18 protein-coding genes are annotated in these 14,216 nt (G+C 69.8%); 11 read left to right on the top strand and 7 right to left on the bottom strand.

All coding sequences use genetic code 11. The annotated features are described in order from the left end of the window. Positions 1 to 12: 12 nt before the first annotated feature. Genes YWY_RS0107640 through YWY_RS0107630 form a run of 3 tightly spaced genes read right to left on the bottom strand, consistent with a single transcriptional unit; the run spans position 13 to position 3,779 of the window. Positions 13 to 2,382, bottom strand: a complete 2,370-nt coding sequence (locus tag YWY_RS0107640) for an aerobic carbon-monoxide dehydrogenase large subunit (protein WP_028847129.1) — start codon at positions 2,380 to 2,382, stop codon at positions 13 to 15. Further along, on the bottom strand, positions 2,379 to 2,903 hold the full coding sequence (locus YWY_RS0107635) for a (2Fe-2S)-binding protein (RefSeq protein WP_028847128.1): 525 nt from the start codon (positions 2,901 to 2,903) through the stop codon (positions 2,379 to 2,381). Before YWY_RS0107635 ends, YWY_RS0107640 begins: the two co-directional genes overlap by 4 nt. A 3-nt stretch (positions 2,904 to 2,906) precedes the next feature. Next, on the bottom strand, positions 2,907 to 3,779 hold the full coding sequence (locus tag YWY_RS0107630; protein WP_028847127.1) for an FAD binding domain-containing protein: 873 nt from the start codon (positions 3,777 to 3,779) through the stop codon (positions 2,907 to 2,909). 223 nt (positions 3,780 to 4,002) lie between these two features. Between YWY_RS0107630 and YWY_RS0107625 the strand changes: the two genes are divergently transcribed. The 11 genes from YWY_RS0107625 (at position 4,003) to YWY_RS0107575 (ending at position 11,085) form a co-directional block, all read left to right on the top strand. Continuing rightward, positions 4,003 to 4,260, top strand: coding sequence for a hypothetical protein (locus YWY_RS0107625; protein WP_028847126.1), 258 nt, complete (start codon positions 4,003 to 4,005; stop codon positions 4,258 to 4,260). 25 nt (positions 4,261 to 4,285) lie between these two features. Next, positions 4,286 to 5,161, top strand: a complete 876-nt coding sequence (locus YWY_RS0107620; RefSeq protein WP_028847125.1) for an FAD binding domain-containing protein — start codon at positions 4,286 to 4,288, stop codon at positions 5,159 to 5,161. A gap of 1 nt (position 5,162) precedes the next feature. Further along, entirely contained in the window at positions 5,163 to 5,684 is a 522-nt protein-coding gene (locus tag YWY_RS0107615) for a (2Fe-2S)-binding protein (protein ID WP_051310023.1), read from the top strand. After that, positions 5,681 to 8,068, top strand: coding sequence for an aerobic carbon-monoxide dehydrogenase large subunit (locus YWY_RS0107610; RefSeq protein WP_028847123.1), 2,388 nt, complete (start codon positions 5,681 to 5,683; stop codon positions 8,066 to 8,068). Before YWY_RS0107615 ends, YWY_RS0107610 begins: the two co-directional genes overlap by 4 nt. A gap of 51 nt (positions 8,069 to 8,119) precedes the next feature. Further along, positions 8,120 to 9,073, top strand: coding sequence for an XdhC family protein (locus tag YWY_RS0107605; RefSeq protein ID WP_169725227.1), 954 nt, complete (start codon positions 8,120 to 8,122; stop codon positions 9,071 to 9,073). Beyond that, entirely contained in the window at positions 9,067 to 9,648 is a 582-nt protein-coding gene (locus YWY_RS0107600) for an SRPBCC family protein (protein WP_028847121.1), read from the top strand. The genes YWY_RS0107605 and YWY_RS0107600 overlap by 7 nt, the downstream gene beginning before the upstream one ends. 12 nt (positions 9,649 to 9,660) lie before the next feature. Beyond that, positions 9,661 to 9,915: a hypothetical protein gene (locus tag YWY_RS0107595; RefSeq protein WP_028847120.1), complete on the top strand. Its 255-nt coding sequence runs from the start codon at positions 9,661 to 9,663 to the stop codon at positions 9,913 to 9,915. A gap of 9 nt (positions 9,916 to 9,924) precedes the next feature. Continuing rightward, positions 9,925 to 10,152, top strand: a complete 228-nt coding sequence (locus YWY_RS0107590; RefSeq protein ID WP_028847119.1) for a hypothetical protein — start codon at positions 9,925 to 9,927, stop codon at positions 10,150 to 10,152. A 1-nt stretch (position 10,153) separates the two neighbouring features. Further along, positions 10,154 to 10,426, top strand: coding sequence for a hypothetical protein (locus YWY_RS0107585; RefSeq protein ID WP_038044772.1), 273 nt, complete (start codon positions 10,154 to 10,156; stop codon positions 10,424 to 10,426). Positions 10,427 to 10,429: 3 nt separating this feature from the next. Further along, positions 10,430 to 10,705, top strand: a complete 276-nt coding sequence (locus YWY_RS0107580; RefSeq protein ID WP_028847117.1) for a hypothetical protein — start codon at positions 10,430 to 10,432, stop codon at positions 10,703 to 10,705. After that, positions 10,702 to 11,085 carry a hypothetical protein gene (locus YWY_RS0107575; protein ID WP_028847116.1) on the top strand — a complete coding sequence of 128 codons (384 nt, stop codon included), beginning with the start codon at positions 10,702 to 10,704 and terminating at the stop codon, positions 11,083 to 11,085. The genes YWY_RS0107580 and YWY_RS0107575 overlap by 4 nt, the downstream gene beginning before the upstream one ends. 169 nt (positions 11,086 to 11,254) lie before the next feature. Here the strand turns inward: YWY_RS0107575 and YWY_RS0107570 are convergent, their stop codons facing one another. Genes YWY_RS0107570 through YWY_RS0107555 form a run of 4 tightly spaced genes read right to left on the bottom strand, consistent with a single transcriptional unit; the run spans position 11,255 to position 14,091 of the window. Next, positions 11,255 to 11,692: a hypothetical protein gene (locus tag YWY_RS0107570; protein ID WP_028847115.1), complete on the bottom strand. Its 438-nt coding sequence runs from the start codon at positions 11,690 to 11,692 to the stop codon at positions 11,255 to 11,257. A gap of 8 nt (positions 11,693 to 11,700) precedes the next feature. Then, positions 11,701 to 12,828, bottom strand: coding sequence for a vWA domain-containing protein (locus YWY_RS0107565; RefSeq protein WP_028847114.1), 1,128 nt, complete (start codon positions 12,826 to 12,828; stop codon positions 11,701 to 11,703). After that, entirely contained in the window at positions 12,821 to 13,696 is an 876-nt protein-coding gene (locus YWY_RS20820) for an AAA family ATPase (RefSeq protein WP_038044771.1), read from the bottom strand. Before YWY_RS20820 ends, YWY_RS0107565 begins: the two co-directional genes overlap by 8 nt. Then, positions 13,666 to 14,091: a hypothetical protein gene (locus YWY_RS0107555; protein WP_028847113.1), complete on the bottom strand. Its 426-nt coding sequence runs from the start codon at positions 14,089 to 14,091 to the stop codon at positions 13,666 to 13,668. Before YWY_RS0107555 ends, YWY_RS20820 begins: the two co-directional genes overlap by 31 nt. Between the last annotated feature and the right edge of the window lie 125 nt (positions 14,092 to 14,216).

The following is a 14,216-nucleotide window of genomic DNA, read 5'->3' as shown; positions in this document are numbered from 1 at the left end:
CGAGCTCGGCGCTCACCTGATCGCCAGGTCACTGCGCAGCGCACGGCCTTGGATCGCCCGCCACACCGCGGCGGGCGTGAGCGGCATGTCGGCGTGCCGCACCCCGCAGGGCCGGAGCGCGTCCATCACGGCGTTCACCACCGCGGCCGGGGAACCGACCGTGGCCGCTTCGCCGATGCCTTTCGCCCCGACCGGGTGGTGCGGCGACGGCGTGACGGTCTCGCCGAGCTCCCACGACGGGCATTCCAGCGCGGTGGGCAACAGGTAGTCCATGAACGAGCCGCCCAGATGGTTGCCGTCGGCGTCGAAGGCGATGTGCTCCATCAGCGCCATGCCGATGCCGTCGGCCAGGCCTCGGTGGATCTGGCCGTCCACGATCATCGGGTTGATCCGCACCCCGCAGTCGTCGACGGCGACGAACCTGCGCACCGTGACCTGTCCGGTATCCGGGTCGACATCGACCACGCACAGATACGCGCCGAACGGGAAGGTGAGGTTCGGCGGGTTGTAGACGGTGCTGGCGGCGAGCTGGCCGTCGACCCCGTCGGGAAGGTCGATGTCGGCGTGCGCGGCACGAGCGATCTCGGCCAGCGTGTGCCCGGCGCCTTCGACACCGCGCACGTACCAGCGTCCGTCACCCCACTCGAGGTCTTCGGGGTCGGCTTCCAGCATGGCGGCGGCGATCAACCGCGCTTGTTCCCGCACCTTCCGCGCCACGGTCACCGCGGCCGCTCCCGACACGGCGATCGAACGCGATCCGTATGTGCCCACCCCGAACGGCGTGTGGTCGGTGTCGCCTTGCACGACGTCCACCTCGTCCACGCCGATCCCGAGCTCGTTGGCCACCAGCTGCGCGAACGTCGTCTCGTGCCCCTGGCCTTGCGACATGCACGACACCCGCAGCACCGCGGTACCCGACGGGTGGACACGCAGTTCCGCGCCGTCGGCCATGCCGAATCCGTACATGTCCAGGTGCTTGCGTGGCCCGGCGCCGACCGCCTCGGTGAAGAAGCTCAGGCCGATGCCCATCAGCTCGCCGCGCTCACGCTTGGCCGCCTGCTCGGCGCGCAGGTCGTGGTAGCCGGCCATGTCCAGCAGCTTGGCCAGCGCCCGCGGGTAGTCGCCCGAGTCGTACCGCCACCCGGTGGCCGTGTCGTACGGGAACTGCTCGGGCCGGATCAGGTTGCGCATGCGCAGCTCGGCGGGGTCCATGTCCAGCTCGCACGCCAACAGGTCGACCATGCGCTCGACCAGGTAGACCGCCTCGGTGACGCGGAACGAGCACGAGTAGGCCACCCCGCCGGGCGCCTTGTTGGTGTAGACGCCGGTGACCGAGCAGTGGGCGGCTTGCAGGTCGTAGGAGCCGGTGAACACACCGAAGAACCCCGCCGGGTAGCGGGACGGCTGCGCGGTGGCGTTGAACGCGCCGTGGTCGGCCAGCACCCGGACGCGCAGGCCGAGGATCGTGCCGTCGGAGCGGGCGGCGATCTCGCCGCGCATGTGGTAGTCCCTGGCGAATGCCGTGCTCATCAGGTTCTCCGCCCGGTCCTCGATCCACTTGACCGGTTGCTGGGTGATCATCGACGCGACGATCGCGCACACGTATCCGGGGTAGACGCCGACCTTGTTGCCGAAGCCACCGCCGATGTCGTTGGCGATCACCCGGATCCGATGCTCCGGAATGCCGGTCAGTTGCGCGTACAGCGAGCGGTGGGCGTGCGGTGCCTGGGCGGTCGACCACACGGTCAGGCGGCCGCTGACCGGGTCCATGTCGGCCACGATCCCGCAGGTCTCCAGCGGCGCGGGATGCACCCGCGGATAGAGCATGTCCTGCTCGACCACCACGTCGGCCTCGGCGAACACCTCGGCCACGCGCTGGGCGTCGCCGGATTCCCAGTCGAAGATGTGGTTGTCCTGCTGACCGGGCCGGTCGTCGCGGATCACCGGGGCGTCCGGCGCCAACGCCTGGTGAGCGTCGACCACGGCAGGCAGCGGCTCGTACTCGACGTCGATCAGCTCGAGAGCGTCGCGCGCGGCGTAGCGGTCTTCTGCGACGACGAAAGCGACTTCCTGCCCCTGGAAACGCACCTTGTCGGTGGCCAGCACAGCTTGTTGGTCGTAGGACAGCGTGGGCATCCAGGCCATGCCGCGTTCGGCCAGCATCTCCCCGGTGATCACGGTCTTCACTCTGGGGTGTGCCAACGCGGCACTGACGTCGACCGACACGATCCTGGCGTGCGCCATCGGGCTGCGCAGCATCGCGCCGTGCAGCATGCCGGGCAGAACCACGTCGTCGACGAACTTTCCCAGCCCGCGGACGAACCGGGCGTCCTCTTTGCGGATCCGTGAGCCGAAGGCCGAGCCGTTGCCGTCCGCGGTCACGACGCCACCTCGTCTCGTTGCTCACCCGCCAGGGCCGCGGAGGAGCCGTCGTCGTCCGCCGTGTTGCTCAGCTCGGCGGCGCGCCGGATAGCCCGCACGATGTTCTCGTACCCGGTGCAGCGACACAGCTGTCCGGAAATCGCCTCGCGGATCCGCTCCTCGGAAGGATCCGGATCGCGGTCCAGCAGCCAGCGTGCGGTCATCAGCATGCCCGGGGTGCAGAATCCGCACTGGGCCCCGTGACAGTCGATGAACGCTTGCTGCACCGGATCCAGCTGCCCGTTGCGCGCCAGCGACTCGACGGTGCGTACCTGTTTGCCGTCGGCCATCGCGGCCAGCACCGTGCACGACTTGACCGGCAGGCCGTCCAACCACACCACGCACGCCCCGCAGTTGGACGTGTCGCAGCCCAGGTGGGTACCGGTCAGGCCCAGCTCGTCCCGGAGGAAGTAGGCGAGCAGCACCCGCGGCTCGATGGTGCGCCGGTACTGCCGACCGTTGACCGTCACGGTGATGTCCACGCCTCACACCTCTCGCCCTGCCCGGTGGCTTGCCAGCGTCAGCGAGCGCGCCACCAACGTCGCCGCCAGATGCCGCTTGTAGTCCGCCGGGCCGCGCTGGTCGACCGGTGGATCGCAGTGCTCGGCGGCGATGCGCCCGGCCTCGGCGAACGCCTCCGCCGACACCACTCGCCCGCGCAGGAAGTCCTCCGCCTCGACGGCGACGAAATTCTGCGCGCCGAGCGCGGACAACCCGATCCCGATCTCGGTGATCACGTCGCCCGCCAGCCACACGGCGGCGCCGACCGCGCCGACCGCCCAGTCCCCGGCGCGCCTGCTCACTTTGACGAATGCGCTGCCGCTGCCCGGCCGCACCGGCACGCGCAGCTCGACCAGCAGCTCGTCCGGCCCGACGACGGTTTCGTACGGGCCGACGAAGAAGTCTCGGATCGGCACCGTGCGCCGAATCTGCGGACCTTGGATGACCGCATCAGCGCGCAGCGCGCTGAATGCCGCGGACAAATCCTCGGACGGATCGGCCTGGCACAACGATCCGCCGACGGTGCCGCGATTCCGCACGATCGGATCGGCGATCACCCGTTCGGCGTCCACCAGAATCGGAAACAGCTGCGCCGCCTCGGCCGAATCGAGCAATTCGTTGTGCCGCACCAGCGCCCCGATCCGCAGTTCGTCGCCGTCGCGCACGATTCCGGCCAGTTCACCGACCTCGTTGATGTCGATGAGCACCTCCGGCCTGGCCAGCCGCAGCTTCATCATCGGGATCAGGCTGTGCCCGCCTGCGATCACCCGGCCGGCGCCGTTGTACTTGACCAGCAGATCCACCGCATGCGCGACGCTGGTGGCTCGTTCGTATTCGAACTGCGCGGGTACCTGCATGCGGGTCTCCCAGCTGCCTGGTGAGCAGTGCCGGCGCCGGTCATCTTCATCGGCGCATGCCCCGCTGGCAAGGCCCGGTTAAGCGATCTCTTACCTGCCGCGCCGCTATCACCCGATAGTGATTAACCAAAGCCTTATTACTCGGTTTTGCCGCACGTCCGAGGGGTGGATCATCACGGTTCCACCACATGACGCCAGCGCGTCCTGTCGAGAGGTGTCAGCCATGCGGACGGAGTCGGACGGCCACAGCCGCGGCAACCCGCGGCTGATCGAACTCTTCGCCAACGCACCGCAGGAACCGAAACCGGGCGGCAGCCCGACCGTGCAGGCCTGGCCGCAGCTGCTCGAGTTCTTCAAGGTCGCAGGCCAGCCGGTACCGGGGCCGTGGCCGCCGCACCAGCAGCCGCGGCCGGACCCCGCCGACGACACGGTGCCGATCGCGGTGCCGGAACCGCCCGACGAGAACCGGATGCGCGAGTAGCCCGGCTTCGCCCCGAGGAGGATCCATGTACCCGCCCCGCTTCGCCTACGAGGCGCCCCGTTCGCTGGACCAGGCCCAGGCGCTGCTGGCCGAGTACGGCGACGAGGCCAAGGTGCTGGCCGGCGGGCAGAGCCTGGTGCCGCTGCTCAAGCTGCGGTTCGCCGCGCCTGCGCTGCTGGTCGACCTGAACACCGTGCCCGACCTGGAGTACCACCGCACCGGGTCGGACGGCGCGCTGCACGTCGGCGCGCTGTGTCGGCACGCCGACCTGGAACGGTCGACGCTGCTCGGCAACTTCCCCGTGGTCGCCTCCGCGGCGCCGCTGGTGGCCGACCCGGTGGTGCGGCATCGCGGCACCCTGGTCGGCTCGATCTGCCACGCCGACCCGCAGGGGGACTGGTCGGCCGTACTGCTGGCACTGGACGCGTCGGTCGTGGTCGTCGGGCCGGACGGCAGGCGCACCGTGCCGATGACGGAGTTCGTCCTCGGCCCGTTCTCGCCCGCGCTGCGGCCGGGCGAGATCGCCGTCGAGGCGGTGATCCCGCCGCCACGGCACCAGCCCGCGGGCGCCTACTTCAAGCTGGAGCGCCGGGTGGGCGACTTCGCCACGGCGGGAGCGGCTGTCGCGGTGGAGACCGATCAGGGCCGCATCACCCGCGCAGGCATCGCCCTGACCGGCGTGGGCACGCTCGGGCAGCGGGCCACCGCCGCGGAAGAGGCGATCGTCGGTCGTGAGCTGACCGAACAGACCATCGCCGAGGCGGCCGAGCTGGCCGCGGAATCGGCCAATCCCCAGACGGACCACCGAGGCAGCGCGGACTACAAGCGCCACGTGGTGCGCACGTTCGTCAGCAGGGCGCTGCGTCGCGTCCTACCCACCCCCGCGGGAAAGGCGGCATGAGATGACGGTTGTGCACGAAGAATCCGCGACCGGCGCCGAGGTACCGATCCGCCGGATCCGCGTCATGGTCAACGGGGAGACCAAGACGGCCGAGGTGGAGCCACGGCTGCTGCTGGTGCACCTGCTGCGCCGGGGGCTCGGCCTGACCGGCACCCACATGGGCTGCGACACGACGAACTGCGGCGCCTGCACCGTGCTGGTGAACGGGCGCCCGGTGAAGTCGTGCACGATGCTCGCGGTGCAGGCCGACGGCGCCGAGGTGCAGACCGTGGAGGGTCTGTCCACGCCCAGTGAGCTGCACCCGCTGCAGGAAGGCTTCAAGGAGGAGCACGGCCTGCAGTGCGGGTTCTGCACCCCGGGGATGCTGATGTCCGCCAAGGCCCTGCTCGAGGAGAACCCGGACCCGTCGGAGGACGAGATTCGCTGGGCCCTGTCCGGAAACCTGTGCCGCTGCACGGGCTACCAGAACATCGTCAAGGCGGTGCAGTGGGCGGGCCGCAAGATGCGGGGTGAGCAAGCATGACGGCGGTCGACGAACGCAAGATCGGCGGGCTCGGCNCCAGCCGCAAGCGCGTCGAGGACGACCGGTTCATCCGCGGCAAGGGCAACTACGTCGACGACATCGTGCTGCCCGGCATGCTGCACATGGAGATCCTGCGCAGCCCGGTGGCGCACGCCCGGATCAAGAAGATCGACACCAGCCGCGCATGGGAAGTGCCCGGTGTGCGCATGGTGCTGACCGGCGAGATGGCCGCCACCCGCAACCTGGCCTGGATGCCGACGCTGTCCTACGACACCCAGGCGGTGCTGGCCACCGACAAGGTGCGCTTCCAGGGACAGGAAGTGGCCTGCGTGGTGGCCGACGACCCGTACATCGCCAAGGACGCCTGCGAGCTGATCGACGTCGAGTACGAGCCGCTGCCCGCCCTGGTCACCCCGGAGCAGGCGATGGCCGAAGGCGCCCCGGTCATCCGGGACGACAAGGCGGGCCAGCAGGACAACCTCATCTACACCTGGGAAGTCGGCGACAAGGAGGGAACCGACCGCGCGTTCGAGCAGGCCGACGTGATCTCCAGGCTGCGGCTGCACTACCCGCGCTCGCACCCGTCGCCGATCGAGCCGTGCGGTGCGGTGGCCGACTTCAACCGGGCCACCGGCAAGCTCACCGTCTACATGACCACGCAGGCCCCGCACATCGTGCGCGCCGCCGTGGCCATGATCGCCGAGCTGCCCGAGCACATGATCCGTATCGTCGCCCCGGACATCGGCGGCGGCTTCGGCAACAAGGTGCCGGTCTACCCCGGCTACGTGTGCGCGATCCTGTGCTCCATCCTGCTGGAACGGCCGGTGAAGTGGATCGAGGACAAGACCGGCAACCTGATCTCCACCGGGTTCGCCAGGGACATGTACCTGGACAGCGAAATGGCCCTGTCCAAGGACGGCAGGATCCTCGGCATCCGCATCCGCGCCGACAGCGACCACGGCGCCTTCTACGCCGACGCGCAGCCGAGCAAGTTCAAGATCGGCCTGCTGCACTCCACGTTCGCCTGCTACAACGTGCCGAACGCGCACCTGGTGGCGCGCGGCGTCTACACCAACAAGGCACCAGGCGGGGTCGCCTACCGCTGCTCGTTCCGGGTCACCGAGGCGATGTACTTCCAGGAACGGATGATGCACGCCGCGGCCAACGACCTGGGCATGGACCAGGCGGAGTTCCGCAGGCGCAACCTGGTCCGTGACGACCAGTTCCCGCACCGCACGCCGTTCGGCTTCCTGGTCGACTCCGGCCAGTACCACAAGTGCCTGGAGGTCGGCCTGAAGGCCATCGACTACGACAACTTCCGCAAGCAGCAGGAGGAAGCCCGGGCCAAAGGCAGGCTGCTCGGGCTGGGCATCTCGACCATGACCGAGCCGCTCGGCGCAGGCAACAGCCGGGAGTACGACATCCTCGGCATCAAGATGTTCGACTCCGCCGAGCTGCGGATCCACCCGACCGGCAAGGCGCTGCTGCGCATCGGGTCGAAGACCCAGGGCCAGGGCCACGAGACCACGTTCGCCCAGATCGTCAGCCACGAGCTGGGCATCCCCGCCGACGACGTGGTGGTCGAGCACGGTGACACCGACACCGCGCCGTTCGGCATGGGCACCTACGCCTCACGGTCCACGCCGGTCGCCGGGGCCGCGACGGCGATGGTGGCACGCAAGATCCGGGCGAAGGCCAGGGCGATCGCCGCGCACCTGCTGGAGGCTTCGGAAGAGGACGTCGAGTGGGAGCTCGGCCGGTTCTACCTGCGCAGCTCGCCCGAGCGTGGCGTGACGATCCAGGAATGCGCCATGGCCGCCTACGGCAACATGCCGGACGGCATGGAGCCCGGGCTGGAGCACCACGCCTACTACGACCCGCCGAACATGACATGGCCGTTCGCGGTCTACATCGCCACCGTCGAGGTCGACCCGGAAACCGGCGTGTGGGACGTACTGAAGGTGGTCGCCGTCGACGACTGCGGGGTGCGCATCAACCCGATGATCGTCGAAGGACAGATCATGGGCGGTCTCACCGAGGCCTACGCCATGTCGAGCATGCAGTTCCAGACCTACGACGCGGAAGGCAACTGCATCGGCTCGAACTACATGGACTACCTGCTGCCGACCGCGTGGGAGACGCCCGGCTTCGAGCTGCACAGCGAAGTCGTCACGCCGTCGCCGCACCACCCGATCGGCGCCAAGGGCATCGGCGAATGTGCCGCCGTCGGGGGGCCCGCGGCCTTCGTCAACGCCGTGCTGGACGCGATCTCGCACACCGGGGTGCGCAACATCGACATGCCGCTGTTGCCGGACCGGGTGTGGGAAGCACTCACCAAACGCCGCGACGTCTCCGGTGCGCCGCCGGTGCGCACCGAGGACTGACGGCTGGAGTGGCCCGCGGAACCGGCGGGCCGGACGGGCAGGTGGATGGACATGGAGCACCACACCGGCTGGGGCGTGCTGGAACAGGCTGCGGCGATGGCGCAGCGGGACGAGGCGTTCGCGCTGGCCACCGTGGTGTGGCGGCAGGGGCCGTCGTCGGGCAAGGAGTGCAACCGGGCGATCGTGACCGCCTCGGGCGAGGTGCACGGCTGGATCGGCGGTGCGTGCGCCGAGCCGGTCATCGTTCGCCACGCGCGCGAGGTCCTCGCCGACGGCGAGCCCCGCCTCCTGCTGCTCGGGCCCGCCGACCAGATCGGCGGCGAGGTGCGGGAAGGCACCACCGTGGTGCCGATCTCGTGCCAGAGCGAGGGCGCGCTCGAGGTGTTCGTCGAGCCGGTGCGGCCGGCACCGCGGGTCGTGGTCGTCGGGCGCTCGCCGATGGCGCACACCCTCGTCGACCTGGTCACCGCGCTGGGCTGGCGGGCGACGATGGTCGACGGCGCGGCGTTTTCCTCGGCCGACGTGCCGCCCAACGCCCTGGTCGTGGTGGCGACCCAGGGCCACCACGACGAGGAGGCGGTCGAGCAGGCGCTGGCCGCCGAGCCCGGATACGTCGCGCTGGTGGGATCCCGCAAGCGTGGCAAGGCGGTGCTCGGCTACCTCGCCGACCGCGGCGTTGCCAAGGAGCGCCTGGACATGGTGCGGGTCCCCGCCGGATTGGACCTCGGCCACGTCTCGCACCGGGAGATCGCCGTGTGCGTGCTGGCCGAACTGGTGCAGCTGCGGGCAGCAGGCGAGCTGCCGGCGAGCGGACTGCCCGCGGTCGGGCAACCCGCCGAGGCGGTGGACCCGGTGTGTGGCATGACGGTGACCGCCGACGAGTCGGGGAGGCCGTTCGAGTACCAGGGCCACACCTACTACTTCTGCTGTCCCGGTTGTCGTCGCGCGTTCAGCCGGGATCCCGCGTCCTATGTGTCGGATCAGCCGGAGGAGGCCCGATGCTGATTGCCAATCACTTCGACGTCGCGCAGCCGGTGGAGAAGGTCTGGCGCTTCTTCGACGACGTGCCCAGCGTCGCGGCGTGCCTGCCCGGCGCGGAGATCACCGAGGACCTCGGCGACGAGAACTACCTCGGGCGGGTCAGCGTGCGCATGGGCCCGGTGTCGCTGCGGTTCGAAGGCAAGGCGGCCATCGCCGAACGGGACGAGGCGGCCAAGCGGATCGTGGTCGACGCGGCAGGCTCGGAACAACGGGGCCGCGGCGAGGCGAGCATGAAGGTCACCGCGGTGCTGTCCAGACAGGGGACCGGCACCCGGGTCGACGTCACCCAGGATCTGCAGGTCACGGGCGCGGCGGCGCAATACGGCCGGGGCATGATCTCGGACGTCTCGTCGGTGCTGATGCGCGACTTCGCGGCGAATCTGCAGGACGCGATCCGCCGCAAGGAGCGCGGCGAATCGCCCGCACACGCCGCCCCGCGGCCGGCCAGGGGATTCCGTATCGGGTTCCAGGCCGCGATGTTGGCGCTGAAACGTGTCTTCGCCCGGTTCTTCCTGCCGTACCAGGGCAGCCCGAGCTGAGGAGGCAGAACCATGACGTGGTGGTGGATCGGCAACGTGGTGCTGGCAGTCGTGGTGCTGCCGGTGGTGATCGCGCTGCTCAACCGGGTGCTCGCCGCGGTGGAGCGGATCCGCGCCGCGGTGGACGACATCGCGGTGGCCGCCGGGGCGCTCGACGACGAACTGGCCGGCGTGCCGGACGCGCTGGCCGAGACCGACCGAACGATCGAGAACGTGTCCGTGGGCGCGGTCCGCTACGCGGGCAGCGTCGGGACGCTGTTGGGCTGAGGAGGAATCATGCCTGCCGCCGCCTGGGTCACGCTGATCATCGCCGCGCTGATCATCGGACTCACCGCCGTCGCATTGCTGCGGGTCATCATGCATCTGAACTACGTGCGCAAACGGCTGGCCGTCATCCACGCCGGCGCCGAGTCGATCGCCGAACGCACCGAGACCGTGCCCGGCGTGCTGACCTCGGTGAACGCCAACCTCAAGCCGGTACGCGACTTCTGCGAGGGGGTGTGAGATGACCGCGCTCGCACAAGCCGCCGACACCGACGTGACCGGCTGGGTCGTCGGCTTCGTCATCGGCGGGATCGTGGTGCTGGCCGTCGTCGCGCTGGTCACACCCATCCTGCTGCTGGCCCGCCGGATCGGGCAGCAAGCCGAGGAACTGAACAAGCCGCTGCAGCGAGCGGTGCACAACACCGCCGCACTCGAGCAGCTGCGCACCACCATCGATCACGCCGAGGTGATCGTCGCAGGCCTCGCCCGTGGCCGGGCCAGGTTGGGGGGTTGAGTCATGACGGGTACCGACGAGACGCTGTGGTGGATCGCGATCATCGCCGGCTTCGTGGTGGTGCTGGCCGTCGCCGCGCTGCTCAGCCTGCTGATCTACCTGGTGAAGGTCATCGACCGGAACGTGGTGACGGTCGGTGAGACGCTGACGGCCGCGGCCGGCAACACGGCGAACACGACCCTGATTCCGGAAACCGCGACCCGGGTGGACGCGGTGCTGGCCGAAGGCCTGCAGCACCACCTGTTCCTCGGCCGCGTCCTCGGGGAGGTGAAGTCATGAGCCTGCTCGTCTTGCTGACCGTCGTCGACATCGTGCTACTCGTCGCCGGGCTGGCGTTCTACCTCTTCTGGGCCGGCTCGCTGCTGTCCCGCATCGCGGGCAATCTGGAACAGGCCGCCGAGACCGTGCGGACCATCCACGGGCACGCGAAGCTGATCGGCCCGGGGGTGGAGCACATCAACCGCACCGGCGGCGTGGTGGCCGGTGCCCTCCCGCTGCTGTACGGGATGGCCGAAGGTGTCGTGGCAGGCACCACGGCGCAGACCGTCGACCCGAGCGTGCAGCCGCCGGTCAACCGCCCGGCCTCGGGCGTACGCCGGACGCGGCTGCACGAGACGGTCGGTTACACGCCTGCGGACGACGTGGTCGCCGCGCGCTGAAATCGCCCGCGTTCCCGGATGGCCACGAAGGTCGGGGCCCTCCGGCGTCGGGGACCAGCGCAGCGCTCACGCGCGGTGAAAATCGGTTTCGTCGGGAAGGCGGATGCACACTGGCGGCCGCCCTGGGGGTCGTGTCGTCCGCCCGGTCGACGTCCCGCGGCGCGCTGCGCTAGGGCGTGCGGGGCTCCGGCCCCTGCTCGGTCAGCGGACCGGTGGTGGTCGGAGCCTCATATGCCCCGATCCAGTGGTCTTTCCAGGCGCGTTCGTATCGCTCGACGTTGCAGCGCGGACGGTAGTGGGCCACGAGTTCCCGGACGATCTCCGCGCGGTGTGCGGCGGTGCAGCCCGGGGCGTGGAACGTGCAGATCGACAGCTTCCACTTCGACCCGGCACGTTCCACCCAGCGGTGTGCGGCGGGGTGCCGGAACGGGAACCCTTCCTGGGAGAGGTCGTCCGACTCACCGACGTAGATCACCGCGTACCGCTTGCGCCCGGGGTCGGGCTGATACACCACGGCGTACACGCCCGGCTCCTTCGGTGGAGACCAGCCGGCCAGCAGACGGGGGCCGTCGAAGACGTATCCAGCGGCCGAGCCCAGACGGATCATCGTGCCTCCTACCGCAGGTCGGGCAGCAGTGCCGCGAGTCGTTCGAGACTGCGGAGGTCGTGACCCGGCAGCATCCGGTCGACATGGGGCGCGGCCACCATCATGCCCAGCGACTGGGCACGGAAGCCAGGATCGTCGCCCAGATGCGGGTTGACCCACACCAGCCGGTGGCACTGTCGGCTGAGCCGTTCCAGCGCGGTGTCCAGCAGCTCCGGGTCACCACGGTCCAGGCCGTCCGAGCAGATGACGACCACCGCGCCTCGGGTCACGCCGCGGCGGCCCCAGCGGCGGAGGAATGCGTGCAGCGATTCGCCGATGCGCGTGCCGCCGTCCCAGTCGACGACGGCTCTGGACGCCTTGTCCAGGGCCGCGTCCGGGTCCCGGCCCTCGAGTTCCCTGGTGATCCGGGTGAGCCGGGAGCCGAAGCAGAACACCTCGACCTTGGCGGCCGCGCGCCGGGTCGAGTAGGCGAACTGCATGAGCGCGCGGGAGTAGTCAGCCATCGAGCCGGACACGTCCAGAAAGAGCACCAGTGGCCGGAGCCGGTGGCGGCGTGCCCGCCAGCGCAGGCGGAGCGGGTCGCCGCCGGTGCGCAGGGAGTTGCGCACGGTCCGGGGAAGGTCCGGCCTGCGTCCGCGCGGTGCCGGGCGGGTGCGGCGGGTCAGCCGTCGTGGGGGAGTGAGCCGGATGCGGGTCATGATCCTGCGCAGCGCCGCCCGTTCGTCCTCCGTGCACGCGGCGAATGCCTTCGCCTTGAGGATGTCCACGTCGGAGGCGGTCAGCCCGAGCGACGTCTGTTCCTCGCGCTCCTCGATCGGTTCGTCTGGCTCGGTCTGCGGAACGTTGAGCACGCCGAAGGTCTGCGCAGGGGAGTGGATGCGCAGCAGCACGTCCGGAGCGTTGAGGTCTTCGCCGAGGAAGTAGCGCGCGAAAACCTCGTCGTAGGTTTTCAGATCCGCGTGCCGGCGGATCAGCGTCGTCCGGCCGCCCCAGTACAAGTCCGCCACGTCGGTCGGATCAAGCGGATCCATGGCCGCGCAGTAGGTCAGGACGTCACCGGTTCCGACGGTGACGCCTGCGTCTCGGAGCGCCCTGGCGAAGCCGACCAAGGCGGCCACGAACGGTGCCTTACCCACCGGAGGTGACTTCCCGGAGTGTTCGCCGGACCAGGTCCAGATCGTCCCGGTCCTTGACCACGGCGCCGAGCGTGTCGGCAGCCAGGTCCTCGGTCAAATCTTCGGCGCCGAGGAACGACAGGGTGCGGGCCCAGTCGATCGTCTCCGCCACCCCCGGCGGCTTGACCAGGTCCATCGTGCGCAGGCGCTGGACGGCCGCGACCACCTTCTTCGCCAGGGTCCCGGGGATCTCCGGCTGCCTGGCCAGCACGATCTCCGTCTCGCGCTCCGGGCTCGGGTAGCCGATCCAGTGGTAGAGGCAGCGGCGCTTGAGGGCGTCGTGCAGGTCGCGGGTGCGGTTGGAGGTGAGGACGACCAGCGGTGGGTCGCCGGCGGTGACCGTGCCGATCTCGGGGATGCTGATCTGGAAGTCCGACAGCACCTCGAGCAGGAAGGCTTCGAACTCGTCGTCGGCGCGGTCGATCTCGTCGATCAGCAACACCGCGTTCGACCCGGCCCGCACCGCCGCCAGCAGCGGCCGCTCGAGCAGGAACTCGGGGCCGAACAGCGCGCGCACCGCTGCGGAGTCGGCGAGCTGGTGCTCGGACAACGCGCGGATGTGCAGCAGCTGGCGGGTGTAGTCCCACTCGTAGAGGGCCTGGTTGGTGTCGATGCCCTCGTAGCACTGCAGGCGGATCAACTGCTTGCCGTACGTGGCGGCCAGTGCCTTGGCCACCTCGGTCTTGCCGACCCCGACCTCGCCTTCCAGCAGCACGGGACGGTGCAAGGACATGCCGACCAGCAACGCGGTCGACAACCCGCGGTCGGCGAGATACCCGGTCCGGCGAAGTGCGTCGGTCAGCTCGCCGACGGTCTGCGGGTAGTCCATGCACGCTCCTTGCCGTGGGGCTGGTGGTGTTCCGTGCCGTGGGCGTGGTGGTGGGAGTCGTGGTGGTCCTGCTCGTCGGCCCGCTGACCGGGGTGGTGACCGGCCCGGTGGTGGGTGCCGGTGCCGGCCGGTCCGGGTGGGTCGCCGGATCCGAGGACCAGCTCACGCAGCGAGCCGCCGGGGCGCAGCTTGCCCTCCCTGGCCAGTCGCGCCTTCCACGCTCCGACCGGGTCGTCGGTGTCACCGGCGAGTTCCGCGTACCCGACGGCGGCCATCCGCTTGCACGACTTGCCACCCGACTCGGCGAACACCTCGGCGACGTTCTGCCCTTGGGCCCGCCAGATGTCGCGCAGCACTTCGACCGCCTCGTCCGCGTGCTGCCTGCCGTCCGCCATGACTGCCTCCCCTTCGTTGCGGGGTCGCGGGGCCGCTGGATCCCAAGCTAGCCCGGTCGGGGCTTTTCGACGTGGTGAATTAAGGGTTCGATTAAGTAGGCTTGATTTGTGATCAGCATCACGAT

Source organism: Thermocrispum agreste DSM 44070 (genome assembly GCF_000427905.1).
GTDB classification, from domain to species: Bacteria; Actinomycetota; Actinomycetes; order Mycobacteriales; family Pseudonocardiaceae; genus Thermocrispum; species Thermocrispum agreste.
Note: the sequence above shows the minus strand (reverse complement) of the source record. Positions and strands in the feature narration are given on the sequence as shown.